At 58.7% G+C, this 15,481-nt stretch carries 16 protein-coding genes; 9 read left to right on the top strand and 7 right to left on the bottom strand.

Annotation, left to right across the window (positions count from 1 at the left end):
• Positions 1-73 precede the first annotated feature (73 nt).
• A complete protein-coding gene (locus tag WYS_RS05570; RefSeq protein WP_019177179.1) occupies positions 74-802 on the bottom strand; it encodes a winged helix-turn-helix domain-containing protein in 729 nt (242 codons plus the stop codon).
• A gap of 114 nt (positions 803-916) precedes the next feature.
• Here WYS_RS05570 and WYS_RS05560 point away from each other — a divergent pair, with 114 nt between their 5' ends.
• The 3 genes from WYS_RS05560 to WYS_RS14510 all read left to right on the top strand — a co-directional run bounded on the left by WYS_RS05560 (position 917) and on the right by WYS_RS14510 (position 4,183).
• A complete protein-coding gene (locus tag WYS_RS05560) occupies positions 917-1,561 on the top strand; it encodes a DUF1638 domain-containing protein (RefSeq protein ID WP_081579849.1) in 645 nt (214 codons plus the stop codon).
• 458 nt (positions 1,562-2,019) lie between these two features.
• Positions 2,020-2,514: a MarR family winged helix-turn-helix transcriptional regulator gene (locus WYS_RS05555; RefSeq protein ID WP_019177176.1), complete on the top strand. Its 495-nt coding sequence runs from the start codon at positions 2,020-2,022 to the stop codon at positions 2,512-2,514.
• A 289-nt stretch (positions 2,515-2,803) separates the two neighbouring features.
• Positions 2,804-4,183 carry an MATE family efflux transporter gene (locus WYS_RS14510; RefSeq protein WP_049796253.1) on the top strand — a complete coding sequence of 460 codons (1,380 nt, stop codon included), beginning with the start codon at positions 2,804-2,806 and terminating at the stop codon, positions 4,181-4,183.
• Between the two features lie 51 nt (positions 4,184-4,234).
• Here the strand turns inward: WYS_RS14510 and WYS_RS05545 are convergent, their stop codons facing one another.
• From WYS_RS05545 to WYS_RS14505, 5 genes are all read right to left on the bottom strand, one after another.
• Entirely contained in the window at positions 4,235-5,434 is a 1,200-nt protein-coding gene (locus tag WYS_RS05545; protein WP_026068845.1) for a CBS domain-containing protein, read from the bottom strand.
• A 206-nt stretch (positions 5,435-5,640) separates the two neighbouring features.
• The gene (glyS, locus tag WYS_RS05540) at positions 5,641-7,347 is read right to left on the bottom strand and encodes a glycine--tRNA ligase (protein WP_019177173.1); all 1,707 of its coding nucleotides are present in this window, start codon (positions 7,345-7,347) and stop codon (positions 5,641-5,643) included.
• Between the two features lie 21 nt (positions 7,348-7,368).
• Positions 7,369-8,214, bottom strand: coding sequence for a CBS domain-containing protein (locus tag WYS_RS05535; RefSeq protein ID WP_019177172.1), 846 nt, complete (start codon positions 8,212-8,214; stop codon positions 7,369-7,371).
• Positions 8,211-8,675 carry a universal stress protein gene (locus tag WYS_RS05530; RefSeq protein WP_236993906.1) on the bottom strand — a complete coding sequence of 155 codons (465 nt, stop codon included), beginning with the start codon at positions 8,673-8,675 and terminating at the stop codon, positions 8,211-8,213. The genes WYS_RS05535 and WYS_RS05530 overlap by 4 nt, the downstream gene beginning before the upstream one ends.
• Positions 8,657-9,724 (bottom strand): amidohydrolase family protein, encoded by a 1,068-nt coding sequence (locus tag WYS_RS14505; protein ID WP_019177170.1) that lies wholly within the window; start codon positions 9,722-9,724, stop codon positions 8,657-8,659. The genes WYS_RS05530 and WYS_RS14505 overlap by 19 nt, the downstream gene beginning before the upstream one ends.
• Positions 9,725-10,094: 370 nt before the next feature.
• On the opposite strand from WYS_RS14505, the gene cbpB reads away from it, so the two are divergent.
• The 3 genes from cbpB to WYS_RS05505 all read left to right on the top strand — a co-directional run bounded on the left by cbpB (position 10,095) and on the right by WYS_RS05505 (position 12,630).
• A complete protein-coding gene (cbpB, locus tag WYS_RS14500; protein WP_019177168.1) occupies positions 10,095-11,474 on the top strand; it encodes a peptide-modifying radical SAM enzyme CbpB in 1,380 nt (459 codons plus the stop codon).
• 116 nt (positions 11,475-11,590) lie between these two features.
• Complete coding sequence (locus WYS_RS05510; protein WP_019177167.1) at positions 11,591-11,764, top strand: DUF362 domain-containing protein; 174 nt, start codon at positions 11,591-11,593, stop codon at positions 11,762-11,764.
• A 116-nt stretch (positions 11,765-11,880) separates the two neighbouring features.
• On the top strand, positions 11,881-12,630 hold the full coding sequence (locus WYS_RS05505) for a PrsW family intramembrane metalloprotease (protein ID WP_019177166.1): 750 nt from the start codon (positions 11,881-11,883) through the stop codon (positions 12,628-12,630).
• Between the two features lie 6 nt (positions 12,631-12,636).
• On the opposite strand, the gene WYS_RS05500 is transcribed toward WYS_RS05505, so the two are convergent.
• Positions 12,637-13,581, bottom strand: coding sequence for an NAD(P)/FAD-dependent oxidoreductase (locus WYS_RS05500; protein ID WP_019177165.1), 945 nt, complete (start codon positions 13,579-13,581; stop codon positions 12,637-12,639).
• Positions 13,582-13,825: 244 nt separating this feature from the next.
• Here WYS_RS05500 and WYS_RS05495 point away from each other — a divergent pair, with 244 nt between their 5' ends.
• The 3 genes from WYS_RS05495 to WYS_RS05485 all read left to right on the top strand — a co-directional run bounded on the left by WYS_RS05495 (position 13,826) and on the right by WYS_RS05485 (position 15,477).
• Entirely contained in the window at positions 13,826-14,320 is a 495-nt protein-coding gene (locus tag WYS_RS05495; RefSeq protein ID WP_162137703.1) for a hemerythrin domain-containing protein, read from the top strand.
• A gap of 49 nt (positions 14,321-14,369) precedes the next feature.
• Positions 14,370-14,930 (top strand): RNA 2',3'-cyclic phosphodiesterase, encoded by a 561-nt coding sequence (gene thpR / locus WYS_RS14495; protein WP_019177163.1) that lies wholly within the window; start codon positions 14,370-14,372, stop codon positions 14,928-14,930.
• 70 nt (positions 14,931-15,000) lie between these two features.
• The gene (locus tag WYS_RS05485; protein WP_147654452.1) at positions 15,001-15,477 is read left to right on the top strand and encodes a hypothetical protein; all 477 of its coding nucleotides are present in this window, start codon (positions 15,001-15,003) and stop codon (positions 15,475-15,477) included.
• Positions 15,478-15,481 lie beyond the last annotated feature (4 nt).

The raw sequence follows: 15,481 nt of genomic DNA, 5'->3' as shown, positions 1-15,481 counted from the left end.
AATTATAGATTCAACCGTAATATTTTTTTATTACACTGGGAGGGCAAGAGCTCTTTTGCCTCACATCAAGCTCTTACGCCGAAAGAATATCATCGGTCAGCTTAGCTAGCCCGTCCAGGGCCACTGTGCCCCGGCCGGTAAGGGAGTATAGTCTGCTTTTGCGGTCATACCTGATGTACCCACGCCCCATTAGGGTCTTCAGGTGGTACTGGATGTGCCCTTTCTGCATCTCCATCGCCCTGCATAGGTCCACCAGACGCTCTTCCTCCTTCGACAGTATCAACATTATCCGGAGCCTTAGGGAATTCGCCAGAGGCACCAGGGTCTCCTCCACCGTGCCCGGGGACAGCGGTCCCGTGTCGGTTATGGCGGGCCCTCTTTGCTCACCCGCTATCCATATCATTCTGTCGGATTCTTCGATGTACCATCTGGCCTGCCTGATGAGATCGAGCACAAACCTTCGGCGGTCGGGGTCGTTCGCTGAGGATGGCGATACAAAGTCCCCCTCGAGTTGATTGAGGATCATCTTGGCCTCGTCTCGGCCTTCCCCCCGCACTGCCCGGTCAGTACCCTCCACAGCCTCGATTAGTCGAGCCTTGAGACATGTATCTTCTTTAGTTTTCCCTACCTTCTGTGCTCTTTGCTGGAAAAATCTTTCTATCCATTCCATCAGGATAGGTTTCGTCTGATCTCCGAACACCGTTCTGATGTCTTCTGGTCTGAGGCGGGAGAGGAAAGCATTCACATTCCTGATCTCCTCGTGCATGATGTCCAGCTGCTTTTGGATATCTGTGTCCTTCATAATGTAATAATAAAGTATGACTCAGTCATAAATAAATATTTCCATCGCTCTAGAGCGACCCGGGATGAAAGGCATGAACTTGACTACAAACGTGCACGTTCTGGGAGTGGCCTAATGCGAATAGGCATCATCGCCTGCGAAGCATTCAAGCGCAATCTCGATCATCTCACACAGGGAGATCCGGACGTCGTATACGTAGAATATCTCGAGTTTGGCCTTCATATGGTGCCGGATAATTTGAAGAAAACAGTCATAGAAAAGGTCAACGATCTAGAAGGAAGGGTGGATGCGGTCCTCCTAGGCTATGGTGTTTGCAATTCGCTGAAGGATATCACCAAGCAGTTTCGGGTCCCAACGGTGCAGCCGGTTGGTGATGATTGCATTGCGATCTTGCTTACTCCGGAGGAGTACGACCGCGAGAGGAAGAAGTGCGCTGGAACGTTTTACAACACTCCCTACTTCAGTCTTCAGGGCAGAGAATGGCATGAGGAATGGCTTAGGAGAGAGATGCCTAATTACAAGGAACTCGGCCTCACCGTCGACTGGTACCTTGAAATGTTGTACAACGGATACTCCAGGATACTGTTCATCGACGACGGGTGTGGGGGCGACATGGGAGAGTACATGGATCTATCTAGGCAGTTCGCCGCTGAACTGAAGCTGAGGCATGAATGCAGAGGGGGAACACTGTCTGTTTTGGCCGAAGCTTTGGCCCGGACTAAGGAGCTCGCCCGGGACCGAGCGGATAGTACTTCGTGAGATGACGAACATCGACCACCAACCATAGTCTTAACCGCATCTTTTCATTCGATTAGTGTGGTCTAAAAAGACCGCCACTGGCCATAACTTCTATTTTTTTTATCTGTTGCCACATTCTGGCTGATGAGTGAGGGCAGGGGGCTATGATCCGGCCCGCAGGATTGCTACTTACTTTTGACCCGTCACGGAAAGTTAAAGATAAATTGATTCAGATATATTCATTCATATAATATTAAATAAAATAATAATGTCTAGTGCTCCGCCGCACAGGGGGCACATACGAATATTTCATGATAGATTGAGGTCTGTTGTTCCCCAGCATACCAACGAAAAGGTAGCCGAGAGGTGCTTATCACACCGATTCCTGGGAATGCCCTCCTTCTACTGGGCTTGGTATGTGCCCATGAAATGTCTTGACCGCAGCTTATATATGGAATGTTCAGTATGCCCTATTTAGTATGAAATCGGACCAATTAGGCAATGCTTCGGACCGCGAGGAGGCACATCGACAACTGAGAGAACTCATTTCTCTTTTCAAGGAAGGCGATGCGATATATGGTGAATTTGCCAAACAGAGCGGTCTGTCGATCAGTGCCTTCTGGCTGATGTGTTCGATTCGAGAAGAGGATGGGAAACGTACTCAAAAGGAGATCTGCGATCAATGGGCCATAACCAAGCAGACCATCAACTCCGCGCTGAAGGGACTGGAAAAGAGAGGCTATATCACTTTGGAACCGTCGGAAATCGATAGGCGCGGAAAATATGTCATTCTCACCGAGAAGGGCGTTAAATTCGCTCAGGAAAATATCGACATGGTTTTTGAGGCGGAGCAGTTAGCTTTCCAGAAAATGAACCATGTTGAGCGCAGAACCCTAATGGAATGCAGCCGAAAATATCATGAGCTGTTCCGGGCGGAATCGGAACGTTTTTTGAAAAACGACCGGTACCACTGAATTGCCGACCCTGCATCAGCGGCATGTGGTCCGTTCGCGACGCCGTCGGAATGCGCCGGAAAGGGGAGCGTTCCTCCTGTGGGTTGAATGGCGCACATCTGTCATGGACAAGAACGACCGGTTGCGGCCAATGTACTTGCTAAACAAGGCTCGGTAGGTGGAGAGACGATCCACATCTCATCTTGCCGAACTCGATGACGAACGGCATGTCTATGAAATAATGGCACCAACGCACGAACGACAAAGGACGGTTGAGGAAGAACGACAAGCGAGATAAGACAGGCACCACATGGACTACAAGGCGTTATACGAAAAAACACCACCGACCAGGTTATTCGTCATCGTTGCGATCCCTGGCATCATCAGCATGCTCGTGTCGTCACTATATGTGATCATCGACGGGGCGTTCGTCGGGCAGATCCTGGGCTCCGAGGCGTTCGCCGCACTGACCCTCGTCATGCCGCTCGTGATAATCAACTTTTCAATCGCCGATCTGATAGGTGTCGGTTCATCGGTACCCATTGCTATCAAGCTCGGTGAAAAGGATGAGGAAGGGGCAAACAACATCTTTTCAAGCGCCTGCCTGATGATAGTCGGAGCAGGGATAGTTCTCGGCGTGATCATTTTCATTTTCGCCGAGAGCTTCGTGCGGATCATAGGCGCCGACGAACAGCTGGTGTTAATGGGCTCTCAATATTTGCGCGTCTACGCAGCCTTCTCGCCGTTCACAACGATCCTGTTCGCGGTGGACAACTACCTCCGCATCTGCGGCAAGGTCCACTACAGCATGGTGGTAAACATACTTATGGCGGTCCTCAGCATATCGCTGGAGTTCTTGTTCCTGTTCGTTCTGCGCTTCGGCATATGGGGCGCAGCGCTGGGGACCTGCCTGGGTATGTCCATATGCGTCATCATCGCCTTCGTGCCGTTCTTCCGTGGCAAAATGCAGCTTCGTTTCACCAGGCCAAGGATCGACCGCAAGACAATGAGGATCATCTTCATGAACGGTGCCCCCACCTTCCTCAACAACATCGCCGGCCGTTTCACCGAGATAATCATCAACGTGTTCCTGCTTCGTTTAGGCGGGGCCATGGCGGTATCGGCATATGGAGTGTTGATGTATGCCGACAGCATCATGCAGCCGGTACTCTACGGCCTTTGCGATTCCCTGCAACCAGCCGTTGGATACAACCATGGAGCCAAGAACTACCGCCGCATCTCGGCCATCATGCGCCGATGTTTCGGCGCCTGCGCAGTGCTGTCCATGGCGATGGCCGCGATCATGACGTTCGCGAAAGAACCAATCGTCAGCATCTTCGTGAGAGCGGAGGATGCGGCCCTGGTCGCCTTGTCAGTGCACGCGCTGTCCCTGTTCGCTTTCGCCTACCTGACCCGGTGGGTATCGCTGGCCACGCAGAGCTACATGTCCGCGATTGGAAAACCGGGCCATGCGGCTGCTATATCCCTATCCATGGTCCTCGTCTTTCCGATCACGTTCCTCTTCCTACTGGGACCTCTCGGACTGGACGGGCTCTGGCTCAACATGCCGTTCACGTGCTTGACGACCGCGGTCCTGGCCATTGTTATCCTGAGGACCCACTACAGAAAGGACATGAGCGCAGGCGCGAGTGAGGGGTCTTCCACCCTCTCAGGGCCGGAGATCAAATGAAAAGAAAACAAGAAAAAAAGGGCTCGGGGCCCCGTTCCGTTAGGGATTCGCTCAAGAGTGACCGATGGTGCGGGCCCTCTTGCGGTGGTTCAGCTTCTCTTCCTTCCTCTCGATGACCCTCCGCTCGAAATGCTGCATCAGGGACTGCGTGGACTTGATGAGGTCCCACTCCACCGCCGAGGCGACCCAGATCTTGTTCTCCGTGATGAGCCTCCCGTTGAGCGCGTACTTGTAGTTGTTGCCCTGGGAGTTGTACTTGGTCACATGCATGGTGAACAGCATGGGCCGGGAGATCTTGGCGATCTTCTGCAGCGAGGTGGTGATCTCCCTCTCCATCTGGTCCAGGGCGAAGCGGTCGTCCTGCTCCAGGCCGGTGATCTGCGTGTACACCATGTCCCTCTGGCGGAAGGACGCCAGTAGCTCGATGATATCGTACTTCGTCAGTATCCCCGCCAGTTCATCGCCGTCCATCACTGGGAGGGTGGATACTTTCTTGCTGAGCATGAGGTCGACGGCCTTGCCCAGTTCGGCGTCCGCCTCGGTGGTGAAGACCGTGTCGTGAGCTATGGAGGACACCTTCACCTCCACCGGGGTGTTGCTGCCGGTGATCTCGCCGACGGTCTCGCGCTTCCGCTCCCTCCAGTTGTAGTCGGCGACCTGCTTGATGCCCACGATCCCGGTGAGCGCGCCGGCGTCATCGACCACCGGCAGGGTCCGAATGCTGAGGTTCTTCATGGTCATGAGGGCCTTTTCCACGGGGTCCGCGGACCGGACCGTCTGGACCTCCTCGGTCATGATGTCCTCGACCTTCAGCTCCTTGAGGTCGCGGATGTTGGGGACCACCTTGATGAGGTCCGCGCGGGAGATGATCCCCTGGATCATGCCTCCCTTGACGACGGGTATCTGTCTGTATCCGGAGGTGAGGAAGGCCTCCGCTACCTCGGTGACCGAGGAATCCGGTCCGATCTCCTGCGGCATTACCGCGATGGAGCCGGCCTTGGTGGAGGTCGAGAGGTTCCTGCGCTTTAGGAGCGTGCCGTAGCTTACCACTCCTGCCAGCCTCTTGCCGTCCGGGCTGATGGGGATCTCGTGAAGGTCGAGCGCCCCCATCTTCTTGAGCACATCGGAGAGCTGTTCGTCCGGGCCTACATATTCAAAACCCTTGCTCATGAGGTCGCCGATAGTCATGGACTCGATAATCGACCTCAGCTGCTCTCTCTTCTTCATTCCCGCTAGTTCCTGTGCGTTCATTTTTTCCCTCCAAACGAGTTGGGAAAGATTTGAAGCGGTTTACCTTGCGGTCGTTCAACTGTTCTGACAGCCATTGATGGGCGTTCTATGGTATTCAATGTTGCTTATGATTATCAGAAATAGAGGAGGTGTTAGTAGGAAATCCGACAGAATGCTTCGAAAAAGAACAGAAAAACAACGAGAACGGGGGCGGGCCCCCGGAAGGCTTATTGCGACGGCTCAGTGCCGACAGCGAACTGCTGCAGGTCCATCCCGCACAGGGCCGCGCGGACCACGTTGACCACGTCGCCGGCACGGACCCGGATCTGCTTGTTGGTATCCCTCTCCCTGATCGTGACCGTACCATCCTCCTTGGTCTGATAGTCCACGGTGATACACCAAGGGGTGCCGATCTCGTCCATCCTGGCATACCGGCGGCCGATGGACCCGGAATCGTCGTAGTTGGTCTCGATGCCGCTGTAGCGGATCTCCTGCTCGATCTCCTCGGCGATGGAGTCCAGATCGTCCCTGTTCATCAGAGGGAAGACCCCCACCTTGATGGGAGCGACGGCGGGCGACAGCCTCAGCACGGCGCTCTCCTTGTTCTGGCTGAAGGCATGCTCCAGGACCGTGTAGGTGATGCGGTCCAGACCGTGCGACGGCTCTATGACGTGGGGGATGACCTTGACCCCGGTGACCTTCTCCTTGACCCTGGCGACCTCAAAGGTCTCCTTGCCGAGCGTGAACTTCTCCCCATCCACCTCCACGGTGATGGCCCCGTCCTTCATGGAACTGGGGTCGGCGGCCTCCATGGCCTTGCCGATCTTACCGGCCTTGCCCTTGTACTTCGGGCCCAGCAGGTCGTACTTCGGCTTGATGACGTCCTTTTCCATCTCCTTGGGCTCATCGAACCGCTTGAACGCGGTCATGTCCGCGCCGGAGAACTGGCTGTGCCTGGATAGGTCCCAGCAGCCCCGGTCGGCGATGCCCACGATCTCGGTCCAGCCGTAAGTGAGCAAAGCTTCCACGTCCCAGCAGTCCGCGGCGTAGTGGGCCATCTCGTCCTTCTCGTGCTGGCGGAAGCGCATGCGCGCCCCGTCCACACCCACGGCCTTGAGGAACTCCTGGGTGAACCACATGAAGTAGGCGAGCACCTGGTTGCAGATGACTCGCTGCTCGACGGCGTCACCGACGGTGATCTCGATGTCCCGGCCGTCGTTGGCCAGGAGCTTCAGCTTCTCGTCCTTGACATCGTCGAAGCGCGGCCAGGTCTTGTCCTCGGGGTCCACGAACAGCTCGCACTCCATCATGTTGAACTCTCTCAGCCTGATGACGCCCTGGCGGGGGGAGATCTCGTTGCGGTACCCGCGGCCTACCTGGATGACGCCGAGGGGAAGCTTCTCGCGATTGTACCGGTACAGGTTGGGGAAGTTGACGAAGATGCCCTGGGCCGTCTCCGGGCGCATGTACCCGACCCGGCCGGAGCCGGGGCCGATGACGGTCTTGAACATGAGATTGAACTCCTCCACCGAGGATAGCTCGCCGCCGCAAGCGGGGCAGACTATGCCGTTGGCGCGGATGAGATCGTCCAGCTCCTTCTCCTTAAGGACCCCTGGATTAGGATGCTTGTCCTTCACCAGGTGGTCGGCGCGGTACGGCTCCTCGCAGGACTTGCACTTCACCATCTTGTCGGCGAACTCGTCCACGTGGCCGGACGCCTTGAACACGATCTCCGGCCCGATGGTCTCGGAATCGATCTCCACGAACCCCTCGCCAAGGGTGTAGAGCCTCCTCCAGATCTCCACGATGTTGTTCTTCAACGCCGTGCCCAGCGGGCCGTAGTCGTACATGCCGGCGACGCCGCCGTACACCTCGAAAGAGGGAAATAGAAAGCCTCTGCGCTTGCAGAGCGAAAGAACGTCCGAAGCATCCATCTGAATTCCTCTATTGGGATATCACTTGGCCAGTATCGACACCACGTCGATGTCGTAGAGCATTGCCGCCAGGTTGTCCTTGGAGTCGACCACCGGAAGCTGCCCGAAATCGTTGCGGCGCATGGTCCTAGCGGCCTCGGATACGTTGGTCTTACTAAAAACTGTTGTGGGCGAGCGCCTCATGATGTCCCTGACGGGGACGGCAGGCAGCTCGATCTTGGAGACCTCGAACCACAGCTTCATGACGTCGCGGAGCCCCTCCCAGGTCCACTCGTCCTCGTCCCCGGCGATGCCCAGGGCGGACATGGCCATGGAGCCGTTGATGAGGCTCTTGTTGAACACGTCGCGGTCGGTGAGGATGCCAGCCAGCTTTCCATTGCTGTCCAGGACCGGGAGCGCGTTCACCTTGCTCACCCGGAAGGTCATCAAAGCCACTCTTAATGGAGCGTCCTGATAGATGGGCACGCACGGCGACAGGGCCAGTTCCCCTACCGGAACGCCGGAGGCCTTCTTCTCCACCTCGTACAGGAGATCGGTGGGGGTGAGTATGCCTACCAGCTTCCCGTCGTCCACCACCGGCATGTGGGTGACCTGGGTCCGCAGCATCAGGCGGGCCGCCTCCTCCACCTGGCAGCCGGGGAGTATGGTGACGGGGTTCTTGGTCATGATCATGGCCAGCTGGTCCTCCTCCGGCTTCTGGAATATATCGTTGCGCGTGATCATCCCGGCCAGCGAGCCATCGTTCTTCTTGACGATGGGGATGCCGGTCAGGTTGTGCTTTACCATGAGCTTGAGGACATCGGTGCGTGAGCCCGGTATCTGTCCTACGATGGGGTTGTGGGTCATGACCTGTTCGACCGTGGTCATGCCTTCTCCTCCCTGGGGGCGGCGCGCACCACCAGCACGGGGCAGGGAGCGAACCGGACGACCCTCTCGGCCACGCTGCCCAGCAGGAGCTTGGAGAATCCGCTGCGGCCGAGAGTGCCCATGACCACCATATCATAGTCCTTGGCCTCGTCCACGATCTTCTTGGCCGGGGACCCCTCTACCACCGCCACGTCGACCTTCACGCCCAGCCTCTCGCCTTCCTGCCTGACGTAGTCGACCGCATCCTTGCCCTCCTTCTCCAGCAGAGAGTACACCGATACCACGGTGGAGTCCATGGGGAAGTTGACGAACGATGTCTGGTCCACCACGTACAACGCGGTGACCTCGGCGTTCATGAGCCTAGCGAGTTCCAGACCCTGAGCTATAGCGGCCTTGGTGTACTCGCTTCCGTCTGTTGGTATAAGTATCCTCTTGAACTGGTTCATTGTGGTCCTCTCCATGTCCTACCTCCCATGCATACCAGGAGGGGCTGTTCCCCTGCGGTCCGCAGGACAAGGTCGGTGACGGGATCGCCGTTCTGGGACCGGACCACCATGAAGTCGCATGGCGCGCCCGGGTCAATCTCTATTAGTGGGCTACGATTTATAATTTTTCTGCCATGACTGGCCGCCATACGAATTACGCAGTCCAGCCGCTTTTCGCCCTGCTGCCGGAGCAGTCTCCCCGCGAACTCCATCTCCACGAATAGGTCGGGCATGGATATCATGGCGTTGTCGGTGCCGAGCGCTACGGTCACGCCGTGGCGGACCATGCGGGCCAGGGGCGGGGCCATGCCGAAGAACATGTTGGACCTCGGGCACACCACCACGGGAACGTCGAGCTGGGCGCATCTCTCCAGGTCCGCGTCGGTGGCCTGGGTCATGTGGACGAGGTACGACGGCCTCAGGTCCAGGACCTTGTCCAGGTCCTCTCTGATCCTCTCAGAGCAGTGGATGGCGAACACCTTCCCCCGGGAGCGGACGAACGAGGCCAGCTCCCGCAGCTCCTCGTAGTCCCAGTCCGAGATGGCCGACGGGCCGATGCCCTCAGCGACATCCAGGAGGGCGGAGATCTCCTCGCGGTCGAAATGAGGGGCCTGGGGCTTTCCGAGGACGAACGCCCTCGCTCCCTCGGCCGAGGACATCAGCCTCGCGCCGCCAATGCCGCCCTCGCGGAAGTCCGAGAACACCGAGGTCCCGCCCCTAGCCATGCGCTCCGAGAGGTAGCCGATGGCCTCCCGCTGCTTCGATTCAGGTGTAGCAGCAAGCACACGGTACTTGAGGCTATGGGGCGGCGCTACCACCTCGGCCAGGGACAGCAAGGGGTCCACCGGCACGACGTAGTCGGCGATATGGGTGTGCGCATTCACGAACGTGGGGAGGATGAGCCCCTCGGACACGCTGTCCTTTGCCTTCCCCCTGCCCACCTCGGCGACGACCCCATCCTCGAAGCCGACGTGCCCCTCGACGAAGCCCTCCTCGGTCAGCAGCTGCCCCGAAACGTACTGCATCGGGGAGAAAAACGGGACCCCAGTATTTCAAACATGTATGTGCGGCATCGCCTTGAAAAAAGTGGAAACAATCCAATGGGCCAGATTGGTTGGAGCATACATCCAACTGTAATTTACATGCAGTAATGGTTATATAGTCGGGATTTTAGTTTCCGTGTTAGTTGGATGTATCATCCAACTGAGGAGCGTGTGAAAAAATGAGCGTTGTGATGTGTAGGATGGAGTGCAAGGTGGACGGAAACGGGCTCTCGCACTACATCATCTACGACGGTGCGGGCGAACTGCCCTTCTAAACCCCTTTCCCCAAACCTTTTCCTCAAAGGTGTGATATTTGATGATGTCAGAAAATCCCCAACCCAGCGCAAGCTCTGTGATCCCGTTCGGGCTGAACTCCGGCCAAGGGCCGCATCTCCAGCTCATAGATGTAGGGCAATGGTACGCCCTGTTGGACCCCGACACCATGTTCTGGGCGATGGTCTCCAAGGACCGGGACCTAAGTTCGTCCCTGCAGAACGAGATCCTCCCTATGTACAGCGAGCACGCCGAGAGCATGCGCAAGGAGCTTCGCGAGTTCCGTGAATCGGAGCGCTTCAGCGCGGTGTACTTCAATCCTACCGGCATGTGCAACGCCAGCTGCAAGTACTGCTATCTCCCCGACGACCTCAGGGCGGCGGGGCCGCACATGACCTATGCCCAGGTGTCCCTGGCCCTGGACAATCTCCACGACTTCTTCGAGAACTATCCCGGCTCGGTGATGCGCAACCGCGACGGCAAGCGCCCGGTGATCATCTTCCACGGCAGCGAGCCGCTCTTGGTGAAGGACGTCCTGAAGCAGGTGGTTCTCGACTACTCCGACCGCTTCGCCTTCGGGGTCCAGACCAACGGCTTTCACCTCGATGACGGTACCTGCGACTTCTTCATGGACCACAAAGTGTCGGTCGGAGTGTCCCTTGACTCTCCGATAAAGGAGGTCAACGACCGCATCCGGCCGCTGCGCGGAGGGAGCGGGGGGACCTACGATAAGGCCGTCCACGTGATCGAGCGCCTCGATGGCTACAAGGCGATGAGCGTCATCTGCACCATCAGCTCGATGAACGTGGGCACGCTGCCTCAGATGATCGACTTCCTCGCCGACAGGAAAGTGCCCTCTGTATTGATGAACCCGGTGAGGGGAACGCAAGAGGTGGCGAGGAAGATCAGGCCGGCCAACGAGCTGCTGATCCCCCAGTTCATGGCCGCGGTAGAGAGGGCGGTGGAGAGGACCAAGGGCGGGCAGAGGATCACCATCGCCGACTTCTCTAACCTGGTCCTGGGGATCATCGCCCCCATGGGCCGGAGGCTGATGTGCGACATCACTCCCTGCGGCGGGGGGCGGTGCTTTGTCTCGGTAGCCTCTGACGGCTCCATCTACCCGTGCAGCGAATTCCTCGGCCTGGCGGACTTCAGGACCGAGAGCGTGTTCCAGGCCGGAGGGGTGGAGAGGGCCGTCAGGTCCCCCGCCCTCTCTCTGGTCCGGTCCCGCTGGGCGGAGAACATCCCTACCTGTGGCACCTGCGCCCTGCGCAACATCTGCGGGGCGCCGTGCCCCGGGGAGGTGTACAGCGAGAATGGCACCATCTTCGGAAAGAGCCCCTACTGCGAGTTCTATGAGGCCGTCATCCGCCACGCCTTCCAGCTCATAGGCCGGGGGGAGCTGCCGAACCTGGTGAGGACCGAGGGCTACGAATTCAGGTACAATATCTTCTCTTGAGGCGCCCCCGCCTCACCTCTTTTCTTTCTTTATTTTGATTGATGGACGTAGATGCCGCAGTGAAAGGATTTTTATACAAACATTCGTTTCGCACTTCCACAATCGAGGTGTTCAGTTTGGCAGTGAAAGTAAAGAACGAAGAGTGCGTTGGATGCGGAGCCTGCGAGGACGTTTGCCCCCAGTCGGCCATCAAGATCGAGAACGACATCGCGGTCATCAACGAGAAGGACTGCGTTGACTGCGGCGCTTGCGTTGACGAGTGCCCCAATTCCGCCATCTCGATGGACTGAACGTTCCGTCGGACCACACCCAACTGGAGCTTCGCTCCACCCTTCTTTGATTTTCATCATGTCCCCGGCCTGCTCCGGGCACGTTCATATACCTTCAGGCCTGAAATAACGCCTGCATGTCCCCCCTCGATAACGTGGCGGCAGTTCTGGTGCTGCTCTTCGCCGCCTTCGTGCCGACGCTGCTGGCGCTGCTTTGGCTCCGCTCCGGGGAGAGAGGGAGGAAGGAGCGGTGGGAGCACATAATCCCAACCTACCTCTTCGGGGCGGTGGTGGCGGCGGTGTTCGCCACCGCCCTGGAGCTGGTGGCCACCACCCTGCTGGACTTCGTTATCCTGCGGGAGTACGAGTTCTTCGTCCGGAACCCCAGCACCGCCACGTTCCTGCTGATCATCGTCATCGCCCCCCTGGTGGAGGAGCTCGCCAAGGTGCTGGGGGTGATACGGTTCTCCTCCCGCTATATCTGGAGGCCGCGCAACGGCCTGGTGTTCGGGGCCGCCAGCGGCCTGGGCTTCGCCGCCACCGAGAACTTCCTGTACGAGAGCACCGCCCTGTTCCAGGGAGGGTACTCCGCGTTCCTCGCCGTGGCCATTGTCAGGAGCTTCTCGTCCACCCTCATGCACGCATCGGCCTCCTCCATCGCTGGGTACGGGGTAGCAAGGGCCAAGGTCTACGGGGGGCGCTGGTGGCCCTACTTCGGCATCGCCGTGCTCATGCACGCATCGTTCAACCTGTTCGCCTCGTTCGGAGAGCTTTTCGAGGGCAGGCTGGGCTCGTCGGCCTCCCTGTTCGGCCTGCTGTTCTCTCTGGTCCTGGTCTTCGCGGTGGTGCTGTACCTCCGCTGGCGCATCGGAGGGTACAATGCCTGAAAATCCTTATTTGTGGGTCTCCGCCCAGTACGGCTCCTTGATGAACTTGTAGGCGCTGTTGGACGCTATGGCGGCCTCCCCGCAGGCCACCACGATCTGCTTGTACTTGCCCCGGTAAGCCACCGCGTCCCCGCAGGCGAACACCCCCTTGCGGGAGGTGCACATGTCGGTATCCACCTTTATGAGGCCGCCCTCCGCTTCCACCCCCCACCTGGTCATGTCCTCGGGCTCGTTGGCGGTGCCGATGTTGACCACCACCGCGTCGGCCTTCCGCTCGATGAGCTTGTCGCCTTGTTTTATCACTACGCTCTCCACGCGGTCCTTGCCCCTGATCTCCACGACCTCCGAGGTCATCATCGTCTCTATGTTGGAGCTGTGGACCCTCTCCACGATGGCCTCGTCGGCCCGGAACAGGTCCCGGCGATGCACGACGCATGCGCCTGAGTTGTCGCAGGCGAGCAGGGCCATCTCCAGTGCGGAGTTGCCGCCGCCCACGAAGATCACGTCCTTGCCGAGCAAGGTCTCCTTCTCCGGCATCTTGTAATATACCCCCTTGCCCTCGAACTCCGTCTCGCCCTTGGCCCCCAGCTTCCTGGGCTTGAACAGCCCCATCCCGATGGCCAGGATCACTGCCTTGGTCTCGTGGGTGCCCTTCTCCGTCCTCACCCTCAGATGATCTCCTGCGTTCTCGATCCCCAGGGCCCTCTCGTGTTCCCGGAGCTCGCACCCCATGCTCTTGGCGTGGTTGACCAGGTTGCCGGACAGCGCCCCCGCTTCTGTCTGGACCAGTCCAGGGTAGTTCTCGATGGCCTTTTCCGGGTACAGGCTCGCCAGCTGCCCCCCGGGAACGGTCGCGTCGATGATGAGAGTGTTGAGCTTGCGGGTCCTGGCGTAGATGCCCGCGGTGAGGCCTGCCGGCCCGGCCCCAATGATAATGAGATCGAACAACATGCAATGTTGTTAATCAAGCCATAATAATTTAGACTTTCGCCATTAAATGGACCTGGCCTCGGAAACCGTTGCCGGAGCGGCGGATCCCGGGCGCCGTCCGCCGGGAGCGTGCGCGCAACGGCCATATACTACCGTTGCGGGCGGGCCGTCCGCACTGCATCATGGCGTCCCGAACAGTCCCCGGCGCGCCCTGCGGAGGCGGCCGGACAGGGGTATTATTTTGTACGTTAGGGACAGAAATGACATGTGTGGCGCTGTCAGGAGGCCGATGATGGACCTGTTCGAGATGATCCGCAAGGAGCACAAGGAGATAATGAAAGCGACGGAACGCCTGATCGGCAGCGATCCCGCCGATCGGGTCGATACCATGGGGGACCTGATCGTCAGGGCGCTCACGCACATGAGCGCGGAAGAGCACTCCATATACCCGGCGATAGAGCAGCTGCAGGGCGTGTACCGTTCGATCGGGCTCCGCAACGAGGAGGACCACTATATGGCCAGGGCGGTGCTCAACGACCTGCTGTACAAGGGCCTTGATCACGAGCACTGGACGGCCAAGCTGCAGCTCCTCCGGGACCTCTTCCAGAGGCATATGGAGTCGGAGGAGGACATCACCTTCGGGGCCATAGCGGGCCACTTCACCCAGGAAGAGATCAACGAGCTCGCTGACAAGTACCGGAAGACCCAGGCCGAGCTGACCCGAGTCGGGGTCCCGGCCAGCACGATGGCGAACAGGTGACGGCGTGCGGTCGATAGCTTGATGCCTCACCGGAGCAGATGCTCCATGGATGACCATCAGGGCCTTCATCTCCGTTGACCTCGCCAGGGAGCAGAGGATCGAGGACTTCGCCGCCGAGCTGAAGAACGCTGACCCAACGCTTAAGGTGGTGGACCCGGGGCAGATCCATGTGACCTTGAAGTTCCTGGGCGACACCGATGAGAAGCTGGTCTCCCGCCTCGCCGAGGCCATGAGGGACGCCGCCCAGGGTGTGGGCCCTTTCACCATCAGGTTCAAGGGCGTCAGCTCGTTCCCCGGCAGATCCAGGATCAGAGTGATCTGGGTGGGGATGAACGACGCTCTGCCCATGGCCACCATGGCCGGTAGGCTGGACGAAAGCCTGACCGAACTGGGCTTCTCCCGAGAGGCCAGGGCGTTCGCGCCCCATCTCACGGTCGCCCGGGCCAAGGTGGAGACGTCCAATGCCACCCTGCGGCAGATCATCGAGAACCACGCTGAAGACGACTTCGGCGAGCAGAGGGTGGACCGCATCCAGCTCAAGAAGAGCGTGCTCACCCGGTGTGGCCCCCAGTATACTACCCTGGAAGAGATCGTCCTCAACAGCCCGTAGCCGGCCGAATATTCACTGTAGTCGCAGGTCATTGATACTCCACCCGGCCCTCCCCGACCCCGGGAGAAACATGAGCCTGTTCAAGAAGAGCATAAAGAACGACAAGAAGGCCGGGATCGAGGGACTGCCCCTGCAGCTGATGATAATGGTCGTAATAGCGGGGCTGGGGACCGCTCTGATATTGGGATGGATGGGCGGGCTGAGCGCCCCCAGCTCCATCGACGCCGTGTATTCCAATCCGACCGAGATAGTGCTGGCCGATGGCGACAAGGATGGGATCTACACCATCTCCGGCATGAGCCTGACCATCACGGTCATGGACCAGAACGGGGACGCCGTGCCCGGCACCACCGTGGTGCTTGACGGGTGCAACGTGCTCAAGGACGGCAAGCAGGTGCATGGGACCACCGACGGCCTGGGCAAGGTGACCTTCACCGGGCTCACGGCCTCGCAGACCGGTAAGTCCGTCGGGTTCATCACCGTCACCGCCACCAAGAGCGGCATGGGCAGCGACAACAGCTTGACCATACCGGTCGTCTCTGAGTGATAAG

Source organism: Methanomassiliicoccus luminyensis B10, assembly GCF_000308215.1.
GTDB lineage: Archaea > Thermoplasmatota > Thermoplasmata > Methanomassiliicoccales > Methanomassiliicoccaceae > Methanomassiliicoccus > Methanomassiliicoccus luminyensis.
This window is presented reverse-complemented; position numbering and strand designations above follow the sequence as displayed.